The sequence below is a fragment of the Rugamonas aquatica genome, from assembly GCF_009380215.1.
Lineage (GTDB): Bacteria > Pseudomonadota > Gammaproteobacteria > Burkholderiales > Burkholderiaceae_D > Rugamonas > Rugamonas aquatica_B.
Map to the genome: position 1 here is coordinate 693560 of NZ_WHUG01000002.1, position 24441 is coordinate 718000.

Annotated in this window: 19 protein-coding genes; 15 read left to right on the forward strand and 4 right to left on the reverse strand. The window is 63.1% G+C overall.

All coding sequences use genetic code 11. The features are described from left to right. Positions 1-11 precede the first annotated feature (11 nt). Complete coding sequence (locus tag GEV02_RS07385; RefSeq protein WP_152837403.1) at positions 12-2663, forward strand: TonB-dependent receptor; 2652 nt, start codon at positions 12-14, stop codon at positions 2661-2663. Positions 2664-2724: 61 nt separating this feature from the next. After that, the gene (locus GEV02_RS07390) at positions 2725-4983 is read left to right on the forward strand and encodes a beta-glucosidase family protein (RefSeq protein WP_152837404.1); all 2259 of its coding nucleotides are present in this window, start codon (positions 2725-2727) and stop codon (positions 4981-4983) included. Here GEV02_RS07390 and GEV02_RS07395 read toward each other — a convergent pair. The 4 genes from GEV02_RS07395 to xseA all read right to left on the reverse strand — a co-directional run bounded on the left by GEV02_RS07395 (position 4980) and on the right by xseA (position 9298). Continuing rightward, positions 4980-5696 (reverse strand): hypothetical protein, encoded by a 717-nt coding sequence (locus GEV02_RS07395; RefSeq protein ID WP_152837405.1) that lies wholly within the window; start codon positions 5694-5696, stop codon positions 4980-4982. The two genes, GEV02_RS07390 and GEV02_RS07395, sit on opposite strands and share 4 nt — an antisense overlap. Continuing rightward, entirely contained in the window at positions 5678-6247 is a 570-nt protein-coding gene (locus tag GEV02_RS07400; protein ID WP_152837406.1) for a CPBP family intramembrane glutamic endopeptidase, read from the reverse strand. The genes GEV02_RS07395 and GEV02_RS07400 overlap by 19 nt, the downstream gene beginning before the upstream one ends. Further along, complete coding sequence (locus GEV02_RS07405; RefSeq protein WP_152837407.1) at positions 6244-7881, reverse strand: hypothetical protein; 1638 nt, start codon at positions 7879-7881, stop codon at positions 6244-6246. Before GEV02_RS07405 ends, GEV02_RS07400 begins: the two co-directional genes overlap by 4 nt. A 67-nt stretch (positions 7882-7948) precedes the next feature. Continuing rightward, complete coding sequence (xseA, locus tag GEV02_RS07410) at positions 7949-9298, reverse strand: exodeoxyribonuclease VII large subunit (protein ID WP_152837408.1); 1350 nt, start codon at positions 9296-9298, stop codon at positions 7949-7951. A gap of 1360 nt (positions 9299-10658) precedes the next feature. Between xseA and GEV02_RS07415 the strand changes: the two genes are divergently transcribed. The 13 genes from GEV02_RS07415 to GEV02_RS07475 all read left to right on the forward strand — a co-directional run bounded on the left by GEV02_RS07415 (position 10659) and on the right by GEV02_RS07475 (position 24395). Further along, the gene (locus tag GEV02_RS07415; protein ID WP_008446341.1) at positions 10659-11264 is read left to right on the forward strand and encodes a MotA/TolQ/ExbB proton channel family protein; all 606 of its coding nucleotides are present in this window, start codon (positions 10659-10661) and stop codon (positions 11262-11264) included. Between the two features lie 9 nt (positions 11265-11273). Further along, a complete protein-coding gene (locus GEV02_RS07420; RefSeq protein ID WP_152837409.1) occupies positions 11274-11708 on the forward strand; it encodes an ExbD/TolR family protein in 435 nt (144 codons plus the stop codon). A gap of 114 nt (positions 11709-11822) precedes the next feature. Then, positions 11823-12878, forward strand: a complete 1056-nt coding sequence (gene lpxK, locus GEV02_RS07425) for a tetraacyldisaccharide 4'-kinase (RefSeq protein ID WP_152837410.1) — start codon at positions 11823-11825, stop codon at positions 12876-12878. After that, on the forward strand, positions 12859-13035 hold the full coding sequence (locus GEV02_RS07430; protein ID WP_008446346.1) for a Trm112 family protein: 177 nt from the start codon (positions 12859-12861) through the stop codon (positions 13033-13035). Before lpxK ends, GEV02_RS07430 begins: the two co-directional genes overlap by 20 nt. Positions 13036-13038: 3 nt before the next feature. Continuing rightward, entirely contained in the window at positions 13039-13785 is a 747-nt protein-coding gene (gene kdsB, locus GEV02_RS07435; protein WP_328595748.1) for a 3-deoxy-manno-octulosonate cytidylyltransferase, read from the forward strand. 216 nt (positions 13786-14001) lie between these two features. Continuing rightward, positions 14002-14658 carry an adenylate kinase gene (gene adk / locus GEV02_RS07440; RefSeq protein WP_152837411.1) on the forward strand — a complete coding sequence of 219 codons (657 nt, stop codon included), beginning with the start codon at positions 14002-14004 and terminating at the stop codon, positions 14656-14658. 180 nt (positions 14659-14838) lie between these two features. Next, the gene (locus tag GEV02_RS07445; protein ID WP_152837412.1) at positions 14839-17112 is read left to right on the forward strand and encodes a sodium-translocating pyrophosphatase; all 2274 of its coding nucleotides are present in this window, start codon (positions 14839-14841) and stop codon (positions 17110-17112) included. A gap of 82 nt (positions 17113-17194) precedes the next feature. Further along, positions 17195-17677, forward strand: a complete 483-nt coding sequence (locus GEV02_RS07450) for a hypothetical protein (RefSeq protein WP_235922686.1) — start codon at positions 17195-17197, stop codon at positions 17675-17677. A 134-nt stretch (positions 17678-17811) separates the two neighbouring features. Further along, complete coding sequence (locus tag GEV02_RS07455; protein ID WP_328595754.1) at positions 17812-19266, forward strand: UbiA family prenyltransferase; 1455 nt, start codon at positions 17812-17814, stop codon at positions 19264-19266. Then, the gene (locus GEV02_RS07460) at positions 19263-20477 is read left to right on the forward strand and encodes a glycosyltransferase family 39 protein (protein ID WP_152837414.1); all 1215 of its coding nucleotides are present in this window, start codon (positions 19263-19265) and stop codon (positions 20475-20477) included. Before GEV02_RS07455 ends, GEV02_RS07460 begins: the two co-directional genes overlap by 4 nt. Positions 20478-20518: 41 nt before the next feature. Further along, positions 20519-21277: an SDR family NAD(P)-dependent oxidoreductase gene (locus GEV02_RS07465; protein ID WP_152837415.1), complete on the forward strand. Its 759-nt coding sequence runs from the start codon at positions 20519-20521 to the stop codon at positions 21275-21277. 92 nt (positions 21278-21369) lie between these two features. Then, positions 21370-23160, forward strand: a complete 1791-nt coding sequence (gene ggt / locus GEV02_RS07470) for a gamma-glutamyltransferase (protein WP_152837416.1) — start codon at positions 21370-21372, stop codon at positions 23158-23160. Between the two features lie 59 nt (positions 23161-23219). Next, on the forward strand, positions 23220-24395 hold the full coding sequence (locus GEV02_RS07475; RefSeq protein WP_152837417.1) for a patatin-like phospholipase family protein: 1176 nt from the start codon (positions 23220-23222) through the stop codon (positions 24393-24395). Positions 24396-24441 lie beyond the last annotated feature (46 nt).

The window sequence follows — 24441 nt, forward strand, 5'->3', positions numbered from 1 at the left end:
AGAAAACCATAATGAGCCTGGCCATAGCCAGCGCCTTCAACCTGGCGGCATCCCACGCCTGGGCAGCGGCGGAGGACGGCGCCGAGGCCGCACCTAAAGTGGTCGGCACCGATGTCGACAAGGACGGCATCCCGGAAGTGAAGGTTACAGCCACCCGCTACGCCACCTCGCTGCTGAAAACCCCGCTGGCCGTGACGGCCTTCACGCAGGACAAGCTGACCCGCCAGGGCATCACCACCCTCAAGGGCATCTCCGGCGAACTGCCCAACGTGCAGATGACCGAGGCGAACGACTCGGCGGTGCAGATCACCATCCGCGGCATCAGCGCCACCAACTTCACCGAGATCGGCGACCCGTCGGCCGGCCTGCACGTGGCGGGCCTGTACTCGCCGCGTCCGCAGGGCGCGCAGGCGCTGATGTTCGATCTGGAGCAGGTGGAAGTGCTGCGCGGCCCGCAAGGCACGCTGTTCGGCCGTAACTCCACGGCAGGCAGCATCAACATCATTCCCGCCAAGCCGGAATTCGGCAGCACCTATGGCAGCAGCTCGTACGAGATGGGCAGCCTGCACATGAAGCAGCTGAACATGATCCAGAATATCGCCGTCAACGATGCGCTGGCCCTGCGCGCCACCTTCATGAAGGTCAAGAAGGACAGCCGCCTGAACCAGCTGCAGGACTTCACCGGCTACAGCGACAAGGGCTTCGGCAGCGTGTTCCCGCCAGGGACGCCGTTGGTCGACCAGCGCTACAACAGCAAGGTCGATGCGGCGCACGCCTACAACAACCAGGACGAATGGGCCGGCCGGCTGGCCGCGCGCATGAAGTTCGGCCGCGACGTGGAATGGCTGCTGACGGCGGAAAAATTCCAGAACAACGGCGCCGGCTACGTCAACGTGCGCGATTGCGACCAGGGCGCGGGCACCCGCTACGCCTGCACGCGCGGCCAGTGGGATGTGCTGATTAACGTGCCGGGGCAGACCGACATGACAATCAACACCGTGCGTTCGCAAGCCACCTGGAACGTCAACAGCAACACCACGCTGGACTACGGCTTCGCCTGGGCCGACCAGCAGCGCAGCCAGGTGCACGACGACGACAACGGCTTCCATCCGCTGCCGTTCCAGACCGAAGTAAGCCTGCCGCTGGGCTCCGGCGGCAACTGGGGCACCTGGCCGGTCAAGGACAGCGCCACCCGCACGCATGACTCGCGCTACAAGTCCACCGTCAACGAGCTGCAATTGAAGCAGAGCTTCGGCGCCTTCAAATACGTCGCAGGCCTGTTCTGGATGCACGAGAAAAACCAGATCAACTTCTCGCAGGAGAACCTGGTCTACGGTCCTTACGGCGCGCCGATCGCGCAGTACTACGCGCAGCCGGATCGCGAGATTGACGCCAAGGCCGCTTTCGCGCAAGCCGATTGGACCTTCGCGCCGACGTGGACCGGCACGGTCGGCGGCCGCTTCAGCCGCGACAGCAAGTCCGACCAGGGCGGCTTGAACTACGGCGGCGGCAGCTGGGGCGGCGGCTTCCCCAACGCCTACTATCTGGGGCTGTACAAGCCGGGCGAGCCAGGCTCGCCCGGCTGGCGTCCGCACAACGGCAACGACCTGACCACGGCGATGGGACCGAACAACGGCCCGCAAGCCTTGCTCGGCTTCGGCGATCCGACTCCGAACGACCACGCCGACAGCTGGCGCAAATTCACCTGGCGCCTGGGCTTGAACAAGCAGATCAACGCGCAGGAGATGGCCTACGGCTCGGTATCGACCGGCTATAAGTCCGGAGGCTTCGGCGACAAGCACGATCTGTGCGGCGGCATGCAGTGCGTGAACGGACCGTCGCCGAATATCTCGTACACGCCGTATGGTCCGGAGACCGTCATCAACTTCGAACTGGGCTACAAGGCCAAGCTGCTGCAGAACCGTCTGGGCCTGTCGGTGGTGGCGTTCTTCCAGCGCTACAAGGACATGCAGATCACCGGCGATAACTTCTTCGCCCAGGTGATACCTAAGAGCCCATGCACCACCGATCCGGCCTGCGATATCCAGCACGGCTGGCAGACGGTCAACGTGGCCAAGGTCAACATCCCCGGTCTGGAAATCGAGTGGGACTACAAGCCGTGGAGCGGCGCGAAGGTGGGCGGCTTCGCCAGCTACATCAAGCCGACCATCCACGACTACGACTCCTACAACGACAGCTATCTGTGTGCCGAGCGGGTGGAGTTCAACTCGGTGTCGAAATGCCCCGAGGTGTACAGCGGACCGGAAGCGCGCCTGCGCGGCCGCCGCGCGCGCAACCTCGAAGGCAACACGCTGCCGAACGCGCCGAAGTACACCTTCGGTTTGAACATGTCGCAGGATTTCGCGCTCGACAGCGGCTACAAGGTCGTGGCCTGGGGCGGCATGCGCTATCAGAGCAAAATCTACTTCGACTTGTTGAACTTCGACGATCCGCATATCGGCCTGTCGCAGAAGGGCTATGCCAAGGGTGACGTCTCGCTCAAACTGACCAGCCCTGAAGAAAAGTGGTACGTGGAAGGCTATGTGCGCAACGTGACCGATACCTGGGCCAAAACCTGGGGCGGTGCGGCGACGGGCGGCCAGATGCAGGCCGGCTATATCGAACCGCGCACCGTCGGCATGCGGGCAGGTATCAACTACTAAAATAGCGGTGCACGGCGGCGTCTGCGGATGCCGCCGTTCGCATGCTGCATAAGGAGACACTTTGAATTCTGCATCGACTCTTCGTCCGCTGGCGATCGCGCTGGCGGTGGCTGCGGCGCTGGCCGGCGCCACTGTGCTGGTCGCCGTCACCGCCTTGCCTGCCCACGCGCAGGAGGCGGCCGCTCGTCCGTGGATGGATACTTCGCTGAGCGCCGACCAGCGTGCCCGGCTCGCGCTGCAAGCCATGACGCAGCAGGAAAAGCTGGGTTGGGTCATGGGCTGGTTCGGCTCCGACTTCGGCGACAAGAAACGCAACCCGGCCGCGCTGCCTTTATCTGCGGGCTATATCGCCGGTGTGCCGCGACTGGGGCTGCCCGCGCTGTTCGAAACCGACGCCGGCCTGGGCGTCGCCAGCCAGCCCGGCAAGACGCCGCGTGAACGCACTTCGCTGCCGTCCGGCCTGGCCACGGCCGCCACGTGGGATCGTGCGCTGGCCTACAGCGGCGGTGCGATGATAGGCGCGGAGGCGCGCGCTTCCGGCTTCAACGTCATGCTGGCCGGTGGCGTGAACCTGCTGCGCGAACCGCGCAACGGCCGCAATTTCGAGTATGCCGGTGAAGACCCTCTGCTGGCGGGAACCATGGTGGCGCAGCAGGTGCGGGGCATCCAGGCCAATCATGTGATCGCGACGATGAAGCACTTCGCCGTCAACAACCAGGAGACTGGCCGCTTTGTGCTCGACAGCCGCATCGACGATGCCGCCAATCGCATGTCCGACTTGCTGGCCTTCCAGCTGGTGCTGGAGCAGGCCGATCCCGGCTCCGTCATGTGCTCCTACAACCGCGTGAACGGCGCCTATGCCTGCGAGAGCGGCTATCTGCTCAACGAGGTGCTGAAGCGGGACTGGGGCTACAAGGGTTACGTGATGTCCGACTGGGGCGCGGTGCACAGCACCGTGGCTGCCGCCAACAGCGGGCTGGATCAGGAGTCCGCGTGGGAGTTCGACAAGAGCCAGTACTTCGGCCCCGCGCTGGAGGAGGCGGTAGCCAACGGCCACGTGCCACAGGCGCGCCTGGACAATATGGTGTTCCGCATCCTGCGCACGATGTTTGAAAAAGGCGTGGTCGATCATCCGGTGGCCGAGGGCGGCGTTATCGACTACGCGGCGCATGGCCTGGTCAGCCGCACCGATGCCGAGGAGGGCATGGTGCTGCTGAAGAACGCGGGCGGCGTGCTGCCGCTGAAATCCGGCGTGAAGAAGATCGTCGTCATCGGCGCGCATGCGGATGTGGGTGTGCTGGCTGGTGGCGGTTCGTCGGTGGTGTATCCGGTCGGCGGCAGCGCCGTGACGGGTATCGCGCCTACCACCTGGCCTGGCCCCGTGGTCTATCACGCGTCGTCGCCGCTGAAGGCGATCCAGGCGCGCGCGCCGGGCGCCAGCGTGGTCTATCACGACGGCCGCGATGCCGCCGCTGCGGCCCGTGCGGCGGCCGATGCCGATGTGGTGCTGCTGTTTGCGCAGCAGTGGGTCGGCGAGGCGCTGGATGCGGTCTCGCTGTCGCTGCCGGACAATCAGGATGGTTTGATCGCCGCCGTCGCCAAGGCCAATCCACGCACGGTGGTGGTGCTGGAGACTTCCGGCCCGGTGCTGATGCCGTGGCTGGGGCAGAGTGCCGCCGTGCTGCAGGCCTGGTACGCGGGCAGCAGCGGCGGCGAGGCCATCGCCCGCGTGCTGTTCGGCCAAGTCAATCCGTCCGGACGTTTGCCCGCGACCTTCCCGGCGTCGGAATCGCAGTTGCCACGGCCGGTGCTGGATGGCGATCCTAAGAACGAGGGCAAGCGCTTCACCGTCGACTATCACGAAGGCTCGGCGGTCGGCTACAAGTGGTTCGACTTGAAGGGACTGAAGCCCTTGTTCCCGTTCGGTCACGGCCTGTCGTACACGCAGTTCGCGTACTCCGGCCTGGCCGCGAGCCAGAAGGATGGCAAGCTGCACATGCGCTTCAAGGTGACCAACACCGGCGCGGTCAAGGGCAAGGACGTGCCGCAGTTGTACGTGGCGCCGCAGGGTGTGAAGTGGGAAGCGCCCAAGCGCCTGGCCGGCTGGGACAAGGTGGATCTGGCGCCGGGCGAAAGCCGCGAAGTCAGTGTGACGGTCGATCCACGCCTGCTGGCGATGTACGACAGCCGCTCACGCAGCTGGCGCGTCGCCAAGGGCCGCTACAAGGTGATGCTGGCGCACAGCGCGGCCGATGCCGATGCAGCAAGCATCACCGTATCGCTGGACGCCCGGACGTTGGGCGTCGGCGAAAAACCCTAGCCCGCGTGCGCGGCGATTGCTTTGGCGATGGCGCCGGGAGCTTCCAGCTCTCGCGTCGCCAGCGCGCGCATCTCGTCGGAGTCCAAGCCCGCCAGCGCGGCGGCACGCAGGGACTGCGCTGCCTCCGCTTGCCCAAGCCCCACCAGTATCGATGTGCGCAACCGCACTTCGGTCGTGAAGCTCGACAGTTCACCGGCCAGGCGCGGCGGGGCGTCGTGTGGTGGCAGCAGCGGCAGATGGCTGGCCAATTGATTCAACTCCCCCAGCCGTTGCATCGGGTCTTGCAGATAACGGTCGGCCAGGATGAAATCGCCGACGTCTACGATTGCGGGCAAGGCCAGGAATGCCCGCTGTTCGGCCAGCTCCGGCAGTCGCGCTTCCAGTTGAACGAACAGCTCATAGGTTGAACGGCTGTCCTTGAGCGTGTCGTTGATACTGACGATCATGGCGAAGCGCGATCTTCTCCGTGGCGTGCCGTCGACGCGGAAGTCATCGCCGTCTTCCAGCAGCCTGCGTATATGCCCGTCGCGTGCGAGGACCAAGGCTGCGCGGGATGGCTCGTGGCGTGCTGCCAGCTGGTGCCAGACGAACATCGGCATGAATTCGCTGGAGACGGTCTCCGCACTGCCAAGGCTCAGCAACAGGCGCAGCGCATCGTCATCGCGCCCTTCGTGCGCGGCGGCGATGGCGTCCTTCAGGACTGGGTTTTGCATGCTATTCCTCTAATGGTGTACAGGCCGACGATGTCCGTCAGCGCATGGATAAGCATCGCCGCGACCAGCCCAATGTACTCGGCGACGAAGCCGAATACGACGCTGACCACAAAGATTCCCGCCGCCTGGATGGCCACGCGTTTGTTCAGCCCATTGAAGCGATAAGCCTTGGTATGGGCGACCACAAAAAGGACGGAGGTGATCCAGATGCCGATCAACGGTTGCAGCGCGCCGCGGAACAGCAGCTCTTCGCCGAAACCGGCCGCCAGCGAGATCCAGAGCGGATTCCAGCCGTCGAGATTCAACCGGCTGTAGCTTTCCATGGTGCTTTTTGCCGACTCCGAATTGGCCGCGAACCGGTAGCCGATCTGTGAAGCGGCCCAATAACAGCAGCCGAATCCCAGCCCTATGCCCACCTGGTAATGCAGCGGCAGGCCCGTTAGCAGCGAGGCAGCGTAGGGCGGCTTATGCAGGAAGAAAATGACAATCAGCGCCAGGCACGACATCGCCACACAAACGGCGAGCTGCCTGCCTGCGCCGATCTTCTTCATTGCGTGCCTTGTTCGCGCAGCAGCTGGGCCAGCGTTTTCTCGATGTCGACTGAGTAGAACGCTTCGCGCATCGCGTACGGTTCCTGGCAGGGGATGACAAGTTTGCCGCCATCCTTCAGACCAAGCGTCACCTCGTGCCGCGCCAGGCAGGCGGCCTTCATCGCCGGCCCGGTGGCGGCGTCGCCGAAGACCGGGTGGCCTTCGATACTGGTCGCGTAGCTGTCCTTGTGGATGGACTTACAGACCTTCATGCCGTCGAGGATGATGCCTTCCGGCGTCTCGGTGGTGCCGCTGCTGCCGGCGCAGTCGTCGACCATCAGCTTGACCACGGCCCGCAGCACCATCCGGTCCCGCAAGGCCTGGCTGGGGGGGCGCAGCGTCGCCAGGCCGGTCTTGGGCAACAACTCGTCCCATTGCTGTTCCATCGTCGGGCCGGAAGACAGAAGCGCCGGCAGCACCTGCGGCTTGCATGCCTTCGTGTCGCCGCATTCCAGCGCCTGCGCGAAGTCGGGCACCTGCCCCTGGCGCAGTTGGTGGTAGAAGCGGTCGAAGCGGCTCATGGCGGTGCCGCGTCCCTGGCGCGCGGCCAGGCTGTAGACATAGGTCGGCAGGCCGCACAGATATTCGAGCCGTTGGCCGCCGATCTCACGCGGCGTCAGCGCGCGCCAGCTTTTCCCTTCGGCATAAAGCGTGCACTCGGCCAGGGCCTTGTCCAGCTGCGCCGCCGCTTTCTGGCGGCTAAGCCATCCCTTCTGGATCGACGTCAGCCAGCGCAGAAATTCGGCGCCGCCCTCGTTGATCAGGCGTGAATCGGGATAGACGTCGACCGCATCGCGCAGCTGGAAGCGGTGGCTGAATTCGTGCGAGACCAACACTGTCAACTTGGCTTCTTCTTCGGGCCCCATCACTTGCGGCCAGTTGAACAAAGTCAGACGCAGGATATTGCTGGCATCGCCGCCGACATTGGGGCCTCCAGGTTCGGTGGCGGCGATGGCCGCAATCACCGGGCGCGTAAAGACTGCCAGCGGCAGCTCCTTGCTCAGGAAGGAGACGGTGCCGTCGGCCACTTCGTTGATCCGCGCGATGCTCGCTGCCGACAGGCGTGGATCGAAGTAGTTCAGTGTGGTGCTGGTCTGCGGCGTCAGCATCAGCATCGCCGGCGTATCGCCGCCGGTGGCTGCGGGCGGCGTGGCCGTGTCGTGGTAGCGCTGGCCGTTCATGACGATATCGGCTGCCTGGAAGCGGTAGCTTACCGGCCCGCAGCTGTCGGCCAGCGCGTAGTTGGAGCTGTGGACGTACATACCGCCGGGGGCGGGGAAGGAGCCCGGATAGCCGCTGATCTTCTGCATTGTCGCCGGTACGCGGAAGCGCGCAGTGCAGGCGCCGGCGCTTTTCAGCAGATCGCCTTCGGCGGTGGCGCAATTGTTTTGCTTCTGCCATGCGCCGCGGATCTCCTGGCCGCCGCGCCCGTCCTTGAGGAAGGCGAGGGCGGTGCAATGCTCGGGCAGCGCGAAGCTGATTTCGAGGTTGTTAGCGTCGGCCAGTTTGATGTCGACATTGACGCTGGCGGCATGTGCGGCGAATGGCAGCAGCGCGATACCGAGCAGCTGCAAACAGCGTAGCGATTTTTTCATATCAACAGGGTTTGTGGCGGTTGCAAAAAATATCACGAATGCAAACGGCGCACAAGCTGTTGTCGTGTCAGTCCAACGCCGGCTGCACCGATTCGATACCCACCGTTGCGCTGCCTTCCGCCAGCCGCACGGTCAGCGTGCTGCGCGGCTTCAGCTGCGCCGGTGAGCGGACGATGGCGCCCTGTTCGTCGGTGACGATGGCATAGCCGCGTTCCAGCGTGCGCTGTGGATTCAGCAGCTCCAGCTGCGAGGACAGGGCCGCCAGCGCATCGCGCCGCTGCGCCAGTTGCGTGGACACGCTCATCGCCGCGCGGTGCTGGAAGTCCGACAGCCTGGAACGCGCCGCCGTCACATCCGGCTTGCGCGCGCCGAGGCGGCCGGTCAAGCGGTCCAATTGAAAGCGCGCCTGTGACAGCGGGGCGCGGTTCGCGTGCGTCATCGCGGTCGACAGCGCCAGCAGCTTGAGGCGCTGCTGCTTGATCTGCGCGCCGGGGCTGAGCAGGCGGCGCGTGTAGTTATCCAATGTCTGCGACGCTTCGCCTACGCTGCGCCGCATCGCGCGCCGCAGGTCGATCACGTCGGCGCGCAGGGACGCCATCCAGTCCGCGCGCGGCGTGACGGCCAGTTCGGCGGCGGCGGTCGGCGTGGCGGCGCGCAGGTCGGCGGCGAAGTCGCAGATGGTGAAGTCGGTCTCGTGGCCGACGCCGGAGATCACCGGCATGCGGCAGTTGGCCACCGCATAGGCCACGTCCTCGTCGTTGAACGACCACAGGTCTTCGATGCTGCCGCCGCCCCGGCAGACGATCAGCACATCGCAGTCGTTGCGCAGCGAGGCCGTATCGATGGCGGCGGCGATCTTCTCGCCCGCGCCCTGGCCCTGCACCGGCGTCGGATACAGCACGATGTGCACATGCGGCGCTCGGCGTTTGAGCGCTGTGAGCACGTCGCGCAGCGCCGCCGCCTGCGGGCTGGTGACGATGCCCACGGTGCGCGGGAACAGCGGCAAGGCGCGCTTGCGCTCCGGGTGGAACAGGCCGGCCGCGTCGAGCTTTTCTTTCAGGCGCTGGAAGGCTTCGAACAGCGAGCCGACGCCGGCCCGGCGTATCGCCTCCACATTGATCTGGTAGTCGCCGCGCGCGCCGTACAGCGTCACCAGCGCTCGCACTTCGACCCGGTCGCCCTCGCGCGGCACGAAGCCGGCGTATTGGGCGCGGCCACGGAACATCACGGCGCGCACCTGGGCCGCGTCGTCCTTCAGCGTGAAATACCAGTGGCCGGAGCTGGCCCGCGTGAAGTTGGAGATTTCGCCGGAGATCCACGTGAGCGGGAAGCTGCGCTCCAGCAGCCGCGCCACCGCCTGGTTGAGCGCGCTGACAGTGATGACGGGGGCTGGTTCGTTGGGTTCGTCGAAGTTCATAAATTTCAAAAATGGAAACTATCCACACTCTGTTATTTCGGTAACACAGCGGTCACAGAGCATCTAAAGCGGTAAGTATTATAGGTAGGTATATGATTTTAAAGGGTAAACATTTCTGCCGTATTTGCGTGCAACGAGGAAAAACCCTTATGGATCAAGTACTTTGCCTTAGCCACCGGCAGTTACGCACAAAGTTATCCACAAAAGATGTGTGAAACTTTTGTGAGCGATAGCTATTTTCTTCTTGTTGATTTTATCATGCTCAAAATTTACGCAGAGAAAGTATATTGTGACAAATCAATGACTTAAGTATTGATCCAGGGTATTACGCACACTTTTATCCACAGAAGATGTGCAAAACTTTGGACTTGCCCCCAGGTGGCGCTTTGCGGTGAATGAGGGTGTCGAGGTCGTCCTCGCCCTCGGCCGCCGGGGCTGGGGATAAAAAACCGCTTGCTTCATTTTTGCGCAGGGCAATAAAAACGATATAAATCAATGACTTTGATAACGTCGGACGGCCTTGCTAACAATCTTATCCACACAAAATGTGCAGAACTGCCTGCTTTTCCACGATAGGCGGATCTTATCGGTAGCGAACTCGGCTGTGTCGGTGGAAAACCCTGTTTTCGCTGGGAAAAGTGGTCAAATGAGCCGGTCTGCACGGTTTTTACTCACGGCAAAAAATCCCTTATAAATCAACGATCTTTTGCTATGTGGGAGGCGTTGCTAACAATCTTATCCACATTAAGTGTGCAGAAGTCCACACCCATACCAGTGCCAGGCGAGGGCGATTTTGGCCGGTTTTCCCTGCGTTTTTTTTACGCATGGAAAAAATATCCTTATAAATCAAGGACTTTGTATGCAGTGGATACCCTTGCTAACAATCTTATCCACATTTTTTGTGCAGAACTCCACATGGCCCGCGACTTGGCCACTTTTGGTGGCTGAAATTATTGGAAAGACAAGGCTTGTGGCGTGGATAAGCTCATATGCCAGATTTTTACGCAGGGAAACAATATCTATTGAAATCAATGACTTGGGTTGTCATCGTATGCCTTGCTCACAATCTTATCAACAGAATATGGGCATAACTGGGCACAACTTTTGCTGGGCAAAAAGCGGGCCCGGCTGTTCAAACTGCGTCATTTTTGAGCTTTGAAATTATCTTCTTTAAAATCAAAGACTTGAGTTGGGTAGGTGGGCATTGCACACACAATTGTCCACAGAAAATGTGCAGAACTCCACATGGTCGTACGATGACTGCTGTGCGGCAGCGCTCTGGCTGCCATCCACCACTTGCCGTGGACGGCCCAACAAGATACATTGCGCCTTCGGGTGTTTATCTAGACAGGAGTTCCTTTTGCTCGCCATATTACAAGCCGCTGGTTGGCCTATCTGGTTGTTGCTGGTTGCATCGATCGTCGCGACCGCGCTGATTATCGAGCGCTTGCTGTATCTGCGCCGCAGCAAGATCCTGCCTAAAAAATTGCTGGACGAAGTGGTGCAGGTCTACCGCAGCGGCAATATCACGCCCGATGTGATCGACAAGCTGGAGAAGAGTTCGCCGCTGGGCGTGGTGCTGTCGGCCGCGCTGCGCAATATCGACTCGCCGCGCGAGGTGATGAAGGAATCCATCGAAGAGGCCGGCAGTGGCGTGGCCCACATGCTGGAACGCTTCCTGACCACGCTGGGCACGATCGCCGAGCTGGCTACCTTGATGGGCCTGTTCGGCACCGTGGTCGGCATGATCGAGATTTTCGGTTCGCAGACCGGCACCGGCGCCAATCCTACCCAGCTGGCGCACGGCATTTCGGTGGCGCTGTACAACACCGGCTTCGGTATCGCCATCGCGATGCCGACCATGGTGTTCTACCGCCACTTCCGCGCGCTGGTCAACAGCTTCGTCATCGAGATGGAGCAGCAGGCGGTGAAGTTTGTCGACCTGGTCCACTGCAAGCGCAAGTAAGGACGGGCCATGAATTTCCGCAAGGGACAAAGCCGCGAAGATCCGCACATCAACCTGATCCCGTTCATCGACGTGCTGCTGGTGATCCTGATCTTCCTGATGGTGACGACCACTTACAGCAAGTTCACCGAGCTGCAGATCACGCTGCCGACCGCCGACGCGCAGAAGGCGGCCGACAAGCCGTTCGAGCTGAACGTGACGGTGGATGCCAAGGGCAACTACACGATCAATGGCGAGCCGGTGTCGTTCCATGATGTCGCCGGTTTTGCGCAGGCCATGAAGGCTGCGGCCGACAAGGGCGGCATGGCCGGCAAGTCGCCGGTGGTGATCGTCAACGCCGACCAGTTCGCGATGCATCAGATGGTGATCAACGTGATGGAAGCGGCGCGCATCGCCGGCTACGACAAGCTGACCTTCGCCGCGCAGACCAGTGGCGCAAAATAATACATGACCGCTTGTCATTCCCGCGAAAGCGGGAATCCATGCTGAACGTCCGGAGTCGACGTTCTATGGATTCCCGCCTGCGCGGGAATGACGACGGTCGGCTAAGGTTCTGAATTGCCAAATCAATCTCCCTCCAAATCGTCGGCGCTGGAAACCACGCTGACGCGTAACTGGCTGCGGCGCGGGCCGCTGGCCTGCGCCTTGTGGCCGGTGTCGCTGCTGTTCCGTGGGCTTAGCGGCGTGCGGGCGGCGCTGTTCCGCGCCGGCGTGCTGAAGTCCTCGCGGCTGCCGGTGCCGGTGGTCGTGGTGGGCAATATCTACATCGGCGGCACCGGCAAGACGCCGCTGACCATCTGGCTGGTGCAGGCGCTGCAAGCGGCGGGCATGAAGCCGGGCGTGATCTCGCGCGGCCACGGCAGCGACGGTGTGCACGGGCGCGAGGTGATAGCCGCCTCCACGCCGGAGCAGGTCGGCGACGAGCCGCTGCTAATCAAGCAAAGAACCGGCTGCCCGGTGATGGTGGGGCGCGACCGTGCCGCCACCGGCCGCGCACTGCTTGCCGCGCATCCCGATGTGGACATCCTGCTGACCGACGACGGCCTGCAGCACTACGCCTTGCAGCGCGACGTGGAAATCATCCTGTTCGACGGCCGTGGCGCCGGCAATGGCTGGCTGCTGCCGGCCGGCCCGCTGCGGGAGCCGGTCTCGCGCCGGCGCGACTTCACCGTCATCAACGCGCCGCTGCTGACCGAGGAGCTGGTGCGCAACGTCGGCGGCCGGGCTATCCAGATGACGCTCGAAGGCCAATACGCCGAACAACTGATCGACCGCACGCAGCGCCGCTCGCTGGCCAGCCTGGCCGGCACCGACCTGCGCCTGGCGGCTGCGGCCGGTATCGGCAACCCGTCGCGCTTTTTTGGCATGCTCAAGGCCGCCGGCCTGGGCATCGCCGAGCTGCCTTTGCCCGATCATCACGACTTCCAGGACCGCCCGTTTGCCGCGCTCGATGCGGACCTGATCTTGATGACCGAGAAGGATGCAGTAAAATGTGCGCAAATTGAAGAACTCAGAGACGACCCGCGACTATGGGTCGTCCCGGTGACGGCGCGCATCGATGGCGCGCTGGCCGACCAAATTGTGGAGAAATGTCGTGGACGCTCGTTTGCTTGATATCCTGGTATGCCCGGTCTGCAAAGGCCCCCTGGAGTACGATAAAAAAGCCCAGGAAATGATTTGCAAGGGCGATCGCCTGGCTTATCCTATCCGCGACGGCATCCCCATCATGTGGGCCGACGAGGCGCGCACGCTGCAGGACAAGGCGGAATAAGCAGTGTCCTTCATCGCCATCATCCCGGCCCGCCTGGCCTCGACCCGGCTGCCGAACAAGCCCCTGGCCGACCTGGGGGGCAAGCCCATGGTGGTGCGCGTGGCCGAGCGCGCGCAGCTGGCCGGCGCCGCCCGCGTCATCGTCGCCACCGACCATGACGACATCCGCGCCGCCTGCGAACAGCATGGCGTGGAAGTGTGCATGACCCGCGCCGACCATCCGTCCGGCACCGACCGCATCGCCGAAGTGGCGCGCGCGCTGAACCTGCCGGCCGACGCCGTCGTTGTCAATCTGCAGGGCGACGAGCCGCTGATCGACCCCGAACTGTTGCAGGCGGCCGCCTCGCGCATCAGCGCCGAGGTGCCGATGTCCACCTGCGCCCACCCGCTGCACGACGCCGCCGACGCCTTCAATCCGAATGTGGTCAAGGTGGTGCTGGACAAGACCGGCCGGGCCCTCTATTTTTCGCGCGCGACCATACCCTGGCATCGCGACGCCTTTGCGCAGTCCAAGGACGCGCTGCCTGCCGGTTACGTGCCGCTCCGTCACATCGGACTGTACGCCTACCGCAATGACTTCCTGCAAGCCTACCCGGCACTGGAAGTGTCGCCGCTGGAAGCCATCGAGGCACTGGAACAGCTGCGCGTGCTGTGGCACGGCTATCCCATCGCGGTCCACGTGACCGACTCGGCCCCTGCGGCCGGGGTGGATACGCCGGAAGACCTGGCCCGCGTTCGGCAGTTCTATTGATTTGTGTCAAAGGATGCGTCAGCCAGCAGTCAGTTACAACTGATATAACGAAGACAACGGTGCGATATTCATACGGAATATCGGGCCGTACCCCGGTTTCGCCAGCTAAGAACGGTTCAAACCGTCACAAATTGGCGTTGAGACGAAGTTTTGTGGTAAGTTTCGTACGATCCAATACTAACTAACCCACATCCATATCTGTTTTAGGAATTTTTCATGCGTCTTATTCTTTTAGGAGCACCAGGTGCAGGCAAGGGCACCCAGGCTAATTTCATCAAAGAAAAATATAACATCCCGCAAATTTCCACCGGCGACATGCTGCGCGCGGCGATCAAGGCGGGTTCGGAATTAGGCCTGGCCGCCAAGAAAGTGATGGATGAGGGTGGTTTGGTATCGGATGACATCATCATCGGCCTGGTCAAGGATCGTCTGACCCAGCCGGATTGCGCCAACGGCTACCTGTTCGACGGCTTCCCGCGCACCGTGGCCCAGGCCGACGCGATGAAGGATAGCGGCGTCAAGGTCGACTACGTGCTGGAAATCGCCGTGCCGGACGAATCGATTATCGAGCGCATGGATGGCCGCCGTTGCCACCCGGGTTCGGGCCGCGTGTACCACGTCAAGTTCAATCCGCCTAAAGTCGAAGGCAAGGACGATGTCACCGGCGAAGACCTGGTGCAGCGCGACGACGACAAGGCAGCGACCGTCAAGAAGCGCCTGGACGTTTATCACAACCAGACCGAAGTGCTGCTGGGTTACTACAATACCTGGGCACAATCGGGCCAGGCCGGTGCGCCGAAATACCGCCGCATCGAAGGCGTCGGCCCCGTCGAGCAAATTCGCGACAGCGCGTTTGCCGCGCTGGCGGAATAAGCGTTAAAGTAGAGCGGACCGAGTGTCCGCTTTTTTTGCGCCCAAAATCGGCTGGATGCCATCCCGTTTTATGAAGTTTTGCAGTTCGCAGGTTTAGTTGGCTGCGCTTGCCTACCCGGCGGGCGTTGGTTTTCTGAAGTGTGGGTTTGTAGGCTCGATCAATAAAAATAAGGGGACACTATGGCAGCTAGTCTTTGGTTTGCAGTTGCGTGCGGCGTGATCGCCGTGATTTATGGTTTATGGTCTCGTAGCTGGATTTTGCGACAGGACGCGGGTAACGCCCGCATGCAGGAAATCGCACTGGCCATCCAGCAGGGCGCCGCCGCCTACCTGGCGCGCCAGTATCGCACCATCGGCATCGTCGGCGTGGTGCTGCTCATCCTCATCGCTGTCTTACTCGATATGCACACCGCGGTCGGCTTCCTGATCGGCGCGGTGCTGTCCGGCGCCTGCGGCTTCATCGGCATGAACGTCTCCGTGCGCGCCAATGTGCGCACCGCGCAGGCGGCCACCAAGGGCATGAACGAGGCGCTCGACGTCGCGTTCAAGGGCGGCGCGATCACCGGCATGCTGGTGGTCGGCCTGGGCCTGCTGGGCGTGGTGCTGTTCTATCTGTTCCTGGTCGCGATGGCGCCGGGTGCGCCGAATCCGCCGCTTAATCCGCACGATGTGATCAAGCCGCTGATCGGCCTGGCCTTCGGCGCGTCGCTGATTTCGATCTTCGCCCGTCTGGGCGGGGGCATCTTCACCAAGGGCGCGGACGTGGGCGCCGACCTGGTGGGCAAGGTGGAGGCGGGCATCCCCGAGGACGACCCGCGCAACCCGGCGGTGATCGCCGATAACGTCGGCGACAACGTCGGCGATTGCGCCGGCATGGCGGCCGACCTGTTCGAAACCTATGTGGTGACGCTGATCGCCACCATGCTGCTGGGCGCCTTGCTGATTACCTCGGCGCCGACTTCGGCCATCATTTATCCGCTGCTGCTGGGCGCGGTGTCCATCATCGCTTCCATCATCGGCTGCTCGATGGTCAAGGCCAAGCCGGGCAAGAAGATCATGTCGGCGCTATACACCGGCCTGTGGTGGGCGGCCGGCCTGTCGCTGATCGGCTTCGCCGTGGTGACGTGGCAGATCTGGCCGGATGAAGCCATGCGCATGAAGATGATGGGCTGCACCGTGGTCGGCATCGTGCTGACCGGGCTGATGGTCTATATCACCGAGTACTACACCGGCACCGATTTCGCGCCGGTCAAGCATATCGCCGAAGCATCGACCACCGGCCACGGCACCAACATCATCGCCGGCCTGGGCGTGTCGATGAAGTCCACCGCCTATCCGGTGCTGGCGGTGTGCGCGGCGATCCTGGTGTCGTACCAGCTGGGCCAGTTGTACGGCGTGGCGATCGCTGCGACCGCGATGCTGTCGATGGCCGGCATCGTCGTGGCGCTGGACGCCTACGGCCCGATCACCGACAACGCCGGCGGCATCGCCGAAATGTCGGGCATGCCGGAATCGGTGCGCGCGATTACCGATCCGCTCGATGCGGTGGGCAACACCACCAAGGCCGTCACCAAGGGTTATGCGATCGGTTCGGCCGGCCTGGCTGCGCTGGTGCTGTTCGCCGACTACACGCACGCGCTGGAATCGACCGGCAAGAGCATCACCTTCGACCTGTCGAATCCGATGGTGATCGTCGGTCTGATTATCGGCGGCCTGATACCCTACCTGTTCGGCGCGATGGCGATGGAGGCCGTGGGCCGCGCCGCCGGCGCCGTGGTGGTGGAGGTGCGCCGCCAGTTCCGCGACATCAAGGGCATCATGGACGGCACCGGCAAGCCGGAGTACGACAAGGCGGTCGACATGCTGACCGCGTCGGCGATCAAGGAAATGATCATTCCTTCGCTGCTGCCGGTGGTGGTGCCGATTGTGGTCGGCATGCTGCTGGGGGCGGCCGCGCTGGGCGGCATGCTGATGGGCACCATCGTCACCGGCCTGTTCGTGGCGATCTCGATGACCACCGGCGGCGGCGCCTGGGACAACGCCAAGAAATACATCGAAGACGGCCACTTCGGCGGCAAGGGTTCGGACGCGCACAAGGCGGCCGTGACCGGCGACACCGTGGGCGATCCGTACAAGGATACGGCCGGGCCGGCGGTCAATCCGCTGATCAAGATCATCAACATCGTGGCCTTGCTGCTGGTGCCGCTGCTGCCTGCCTCGGGCTGGCTGGCGGTGACGCCTCAGGCCCCGGTCAGCGCGATCACAGCACCGGCGCCGACGATGATGATGATGGCGCCTGCGGCGGCCCCGATGGCGCCGGCCGACGCGCCGCCTCCACCGGCGGCCGCTGCGCCGCTGACCGAAGGCGCGCAGCCGGGGCAGGGGGGTCCGGCGGACCAACCGCCTGCCGCGGCGCCGGCCACACCGGCTGAAACGCCACCGCCAGGCAAGTAAGCGTTACGAATTGTTTCATTCGCTTCCCTCCGGTGCTACACCTGCTATTAATGAAAGGTGTAGCACTACGCGAGGTGATGCCATGAACATGTTGAAACCGGCGCTGACGCTGGCCTTCCTGCTGGGGGCGCTCGCCAGTCCCGATGCCTGGACGCAGTCGCCCGTGGCGGCGCCGGGCATCAGCCGGGATGTCACCTCCGCCGAGCTGCGGGATTACGCCCGGTTGCCGGTCTGCACGCTTAGCGCGGACGGCAAGCGCCTGGCTGTCGAGCCTTGCCGCACCGCACCTGCGCGCGTGCCGATGCCGCGTCGCCCGGTGCCGTTGACGATACAGCGCATGCCCATCGTCAAGCAGGCGCCGCAAGTGGCGATGCCGGCCACGCCGCCGTCACCGTCGCTGCAAACCTTGCTCAATCCACCCCATGCCCCACAGTTCCTGAACGGCTGCGGCCCCAGCGGCTGCTACGACGCCAACGGCACCCTCATCAACAACATCGGCCCCGGCACCGCAGTCCTCCCGTCGGGCAAGGTCTGTAGCCGCAACGGCAACCTGTTGCAATGCTGAGGTGCTGAGGGGTTTGCAGCCTTTGTTTGATCGAATCGACGTCAGTCCCTTCCGCGAATGCCATAGTGGTTGGGCTGTCTGTCGTGCCCCGTCTTTTTCGATCAAACAATGTGATGAAAAGCCACTTGAGTGATGTGCAAAACAATCCGGCGGCCGGTTGGCCCATGGTTGTCGATCTCGATGGGACATTGACGCCGACCGATACGCTGCTTGAATCGGTGATCCAGCTCATCAAGCAAGCGCCGCTCAATTTACTGCGACTGCCGTTCTGGCTTTTGAAAGGTAGTGCAGCTTTCAAGGAAACGGTCTGTTCCCGTACAACCTTCTCGGCGGCCCGCTTGCCTTACCGCGAGGCGTTCCTGGCTTATCTCCGCAGTGAAAAGAGCAAGGGCCGCCAGATCATCCTGGCCACGGCGGCGCACATATCCATCGCCCAGCGCGTATCCGATCACCTTGCCTTGTTCGATGATGTGCTTGCTTCCGATACCGGCCGCAATCTCAAGGGGCAGACCAAGCTTGAGGCCATACAAGAAAAGGTGGGAGCAGGGTTCGTGTACGCCGGTGATAGCCGCGCAGACACGCCGATATGGAGCGCAGCGCAAGCGGTGATTTTGGTCGGGGCCTCAGCCGGCCTGGCCAAGACCATCCGGCAACGCAGCACGATTGAGCGAGAGTTTCCGAAAGAAGCAATCCGCTGGTCCACCTGGGCGAGGGCGTTGCGGGTACACCAGTGGCTGAAGAACCTGCTGTTGCTAGTGCCCTTGCTGACAGCCTTTTCGTTCATGGATCTTGGGAAGCTTGCGACCATGGCGCTGGCCTTCCTGTCCTTCTCGTTTGCCGCATCGGCGACTTATCTGGTCAACGACTTGTGGGATCTGGACAGCGACCGTGCTCATCCCCGAAAAAAGAGCCGCCCATTCGCCAGCGGCAGGATACCGATTCTTGTCGGGCTTGCTGTTGCCGGCTGCTTGCTGATGCTGGCGTTCGTGCTGGCGCTGGCTGTCTCCCAAGCTTTCTCTCTGATGCTGCTTCTGTACGTCATTCTGACCAGCACCTACAGCTGGATGTTCAAGGAGTACGTGCTGATCGACGTGATTATGCTGTCGCTGCTCTACACCCTGCGCATCCTTGCCGGCTCGGTGGCTATCGCGGTAGTCACCAGCGCGTGGCTGTTGGCGTTTTCGGTGTTCATGTTCCTGAGCCTGGCATTGGTGAAACGCTGTGCCGAATTAATCTCGCTGGAGCAGAACGGAAAGGCCGCCGCACGTGGCCGCGATTACCGCGTGACGGATTTGGCCGTGCTATGTCCGCTGGGTGTGGCGTCCGCCATGTCCGCAGTGGTTGTCTTCGGGCTGTTCATCAATTCCCCCGATACCCAGTCCCGCTACGCAACGCCCGGCTTGTTATGGCTGGTAGCCATAGGACTGATTTATTGGCTGGCCCGGCTTTGGATCAAGACCTCGCGCGGAGAAATGCACGACGACCCGGTGATCTATGCGATTAGGGACCGTGGCAGTCGCAGCACCGTCATCGTCATGGGCATCGTGATGCTGGTTGCGCATTTTTTTATCCTCGGAGCGGACATATGAGTCTCAGTGAAAAGCAGTGCCTGGCCTTGATTTTGGTGTTCGCATTTGTTGTCCGGGCCGCGACCGCGTTCGCCTTTCAATTCCAGCCTGTCAGCGACTATGCCGGATACGAACACATGGCCGTGAACCTGCTGGCGGGCAAGGGCTTGCTTGAAGGGGGCAACTCGGCATACTTGAACGCCGGTTATCCGCTGTTTGTTTTAGCTCCGGTCTTTGCCATCTTCGGACACCATTTGCTGGCGGCGCTGTTTGCCAACGCATTGCTGTGCACCGTCAGCGCATGGCTGGTCTACCTCATCGCGAAGGAAGCCGGTGCCGGCAAGCTTGGGCGGCTGCTCAGCGTGAGCCTCTACGCGATCTATCTGCCGTCATGGATTTATGCCGCCTACCTTTCCAAGGAAAACCTCATGACGCCGCTGATGCTCGCGGTCGTCCTGCTTTCCTTGCGATGCACATACCATCCATCGGCGCGGATGGCGATCTTGGCTGGGGCAGTGCTTGGCTTGCTCGCCATCACAGGAAATTCCGGCCTGGCGCTTGGCCCGGTTCTGGTGACCGCACTCATGATTTCACCTTTGTCGTTTCCCCGGAAGCTGGCAAGGCTGAGCCTGGCCGGATTGGTCGCCATGCTGGTCGTTGCACCCTGGCTGATCCGAAACTATCAAGTCCTGGGCGCCCCCGTTTTAAACACCAACGGGGGCTTCAATCTCTACCTGGCGAACAATCCCTCCGCCAACGGCATGTTCATCTCCATTGCCGACACGCCAAGAGGCGCCAGCTGGCACCAGTTGCGCAAGCAGGGAGAGGTGGCGGCAAACAACACATTGAAAGATGAAGCGCTTGCCTGGATCAGACAAAATCCTGCGCGGTTCCTCACGCTGACCTTTAAAAAAGCCGCGCTGTTCTGGATGCCGCCGGTACACGAGGGGGAGGGGCCACCGTCCAAAGGGGAGGCGTTGACGAGATTGGCCTGGCTCGCCGAATATCTGCTGATCTGCGGCCTGGCGCTGGCTGGCCTTGCCTATCGGCGGCTGCGAACCTCTAGTGCCCGCCTGCTGTGGCTGGCCGTACTGTGCTACACCGCAGTGCACATGATTTTCTTCGTCATCTACCGCTACAGGGAGCCGATCATGCCCTTGCTGATGGTTCTTGCCGCAATCACGATTGAATTTCTCATCTCTGATAAAAAATTCGCTACAATTGCGAGGTGACGTTAACGTAAACGTCAAATAAAAACGAGATAGGGACGCACATGCAAATTCAGGACAATGTATTCATCGTAACCGGCGGCGCCTCGGGTCTGGGCGCCGCTACCGCCCGCATGATTACCGCCAATGGCGGCAAAGTCGTGCTGGCCGACGTGCAGGTGGAACCGGGCGAGGCGCTGGCCGCCGAGCTCAAAGCCGTATTCGTCAAATGCGACGTCACCTCGGAAGCCGACGGCAAGGCCGTGGTCGACGCCGCCGTCGCGCTGGGCACGCTGCGCGGCCTGATCAACTGCGCCGGCGTGGCGCCAGCCATCAAGACCGTCGGCAAGGACGGCCCGCACCCGCTGGACGTATTCCAGCGCACCGTCAACATCAATCTGGTCGGCACCTTCAACATGGCCCGCCTGGCGGCTGACGCGATGGGCAAGACCACCGCCACCGACAGCGGCGAGCGCGGCGTCATCATCAACACCGCCTCGGTCGCAGCCTTCGACGGCCAGATCGGTCAGGCCGCCTATGCCGCCTCCAAGGCCGCCGTCGCCGGCCTGACGCTGCCGATGGCACGCGACCTGTCGCGCAGCGCCATCCGCGTGATGACCATCGCCCCAGGCATCTTCGAAACGCCTATGCTGATGGGCATGCCGGAAGAGGTACGCACCGCGCTGGGCAATATGGTGCCGTTCCCGCCGCGCCTCGGCCGTCCTGACGAGTACGCTCACCTGGCCAAGGCCATTATCGAAAACACCATGATGAACGGCGAAACCATCCGTCTGGACGGCGCCATCCGCATGCAGCCGAAGTAAGCAGCGCGAAAACGATTTACTCGATTTCGTGTAGGATGCCAGAGTGATCGGGCGCGCGGCCCTGGCCGCGCGCCTCTTATTTTGGAGAGTCCATGTCCCGTTTGAAGCCTTTGGCGCTCAGCTTCGCGCTGTCCCTTCCTCTGCTGGCCGCACTGCACGCGCCGGCTTACGCACAACGCACCGGCGCCGAAGTCGCGCCTGAAATCGCCACCGGCTACGCCGAGAAGGCCGGCAAGTCCGCGCAAAAATTCATGGTGGCGGCAGCCAATCCGCTCGCCACCCAGGCCGGCTACCAGATGCTCAAGCAGGGCGGCAGCGCCATCGACGCCGCCATCGCCACCCAACTGGTGCTGACGCTGGTGGAGCCGCAATCGTCCGGCATCGGCGGCGGCTCCTTCCTGCTGTACTCCGACGGCAAGCGCGTGCAATCCTACGACGGCCGCGAAACCGCGCCCGCCACAGCGGACGAACATCTGTTCCAGGACAAGGACGGCAAGGCCGTCTCGCGCGAAGTCGGCGTGATCGGCGGCCGTTCGGTCGGCGCCCCCGGCGTGCTGCGCATGCTGGAGCTGGCGCACAAGGAGCACGGCAAGCTGCCATGGAAAACCCTGTTCGCGCCAGCGATCAAGCTGGCCGAAGACGGCTTCAATGTCAGCCCGCGCCTGAACGCGCTGCTCAACTACGACCGCTATCTGTCGCGCGACCCGGTCGCCAAGGCCTACTTCTTCGGCGAGGACGGCAAACCGCGCCCGGTCGGCTACCTGCTGAAGAATCCCGAACTGGCGCGCACGCTGCGCGAGATCGCCGACGGCGGCGCCGACGCTTTCTACAAAGGCCGCATCGCCCGCGACATCGCCGCCAAGGTGGCCTCGCATCCGACCAACCCCGGCAAGCTGACCGTCGCCGATATCGCCGGCTACCAGGCCAAGGAGCGCACGCCCATCTGCAGCGATTACAAGGCATGGACCGTGTGCGGCGCACCGCCGCCATCCTCGGGCGGCATCGCCATCGCGCAGATGCTGGGCATCCTGGAAGTGAAGGACATCGCTCCCTACAAGCCGGTCAACGGCCAGCTGACGGCCGAAGGTATCCACCTGTTCACCGAGGCGGGCCGCCTGGCCTACGCGGACCGCAACCGCTACACCGCCGACACCGATTTCGTGCCGCTGCCCGGCAAGGGCGTTGATGCCTTGCTGGACAAGGGCTACCTGAAGCAGCGCGCATCGCTGATCGGCGAGAAGTCCATGGGCCGCGCCAACTACGGCGTGCCGGCCACGATGCAGGTGGCGTGGGGCGCCGACACCGCCATCGACAAACCATCCACCTCGCACCTGGTGGCGGTGGACGCCTTCGGCGGCGGCCTGTCGATGACCACTTCGGTGGAAGACGCCTTCGGCGCGCGCCAGATGGTCGACGGCTTCATGCTGAATAATCAACTGACCGACTTCTCCTTCGATTCGCAGGACGAAAACGGCCCGATCGCCAACCGCGTGCAGGCCGGCAAACGCCCGCGCAGCGCCATGTCGCCGACGCTGGTGTTCGACAAGGGCACGCACAAGCTGGTGCTGGCCACCGGCTCGCCGGGCGGTTCGACCATCATCAACTACGTGGCCAAGGTGCTGGTCGGCACGCTGGACTGGAAGCTCGATGTGCAGCAGGCCATCAGCCTGCCCAACTTCGGCAGCCGCAACGGCCCGACCGAGCTGGAAGCAGGGCGCGTGACGCCGGCCGTCATCGAACAGCTGAAGGCGCGCGGCCACCAGGTGCGCGAGTTCGAGCTCAATTCCGGCCTGCAGGGCATACAACGGCGCACCGTCAACGGCAAGCCTGAATGGTTCGGCGGCGCCGATCCCCGTCGCGAAGGTGTCGTATTAGGCGATTAATGGCGCCAAACTGCCGCCAAACGCTGCCCAAATCCGGCAGACCCTGCTAATCTTGTCGTATGGGAACTCAAAAGAAAACAGGATTGATCCTGACGGGCGGCGGCGCCCGCGCCGCCTACCAGGTGGGCGTGCTGCAGGCGATCTCGGAGATATTGTGGGAGGCGGGCTGGCCGCCGGCGCGCAACCCGTTCGACATCATTTGCGGCACCTCGGCCGGCGCCATCAACGCCACCGCGCTGGCCTGCCGCGCCGATAACTTCGGCGAGGGCGTGCAGAAGCTGCTCGACGTCTGGCAGAACATCGAGGTCGAACAGGTCTACCGCGCCGATTCGCTGGGTGTGATCCGCTCCGGCGCGCGCTGGCTGTCGTTGCTGTCGTTTGGCTGGCTGCTGCGCAAATGGCGCGCCGCGCCGCCCGCGTCCCTGCTCGACAACACCCCGCTGGTCGGCCTGCTGCACCGCATGCTCGACCTGCCGCGCCTGGACGCGGTGCTGTCCGAAGGCCTGCTGCATGCGCTGGCCGTCACCGCCTCGTCCTACACCGCCGGCAATCACCTGACCTTCTACCAGACCGCCGCCGACATCGCCCCGTGGATACGCATGCAGCGCGTGGCGCTGCAGGACCAGATCGGCGTCGAGCACCTGCTGGCGTCGTCGGCGATCCCCTTCATCTTCCCGGCGACGCCGCTGTACATGGGCGGCCACCGCGAATACTGCGGCGACGGTTCGATGCGCCAGCTGGCGCCGATCTCGCCGGCCATCCACCTCGGCGCCAGCAAGGTGCTGGTGGTGGGGGCCGGTCGCCTGACCGAACCGGCCCGCAGCGCCGCCGAAAAGAGCGCCGCCCGTTATCCCAGCCTGGCGCAGATCGCAGGCCACGCGATGTCGTCGATCTTCCTCGACAGCCTGGCGGTCGACATCGAGCGGCTGGAGCGGGTCAACAAGACCTTGTCCATGCTGCCGCCGGAGCTGCTGGAGCAGACGCCGCTCAAGCCGGTCAAGCTGCTGGTGATCGCGCCGTCCGAACGGCTCGACGATATCGCCAGCCGCCACATCGCCAGTTTGCCGGCGCCGATACGCACCATGCTGTCGGGGATAGGGGCCACCGAAACACGCGGCGCGGCACTCGCGTCGTACCTCTTGTTCGAATCAACGTATACTTGCGAGTTGATCCGCCTCGGACAGCGCGACACGCAAGCGCGCAAGGACGATGTGCTGGCCTTCTTCGAATCCTGAAAACGGGGCTTTCCTTGTTGTTTTGTCTACGCCTATGTAGCCGTCT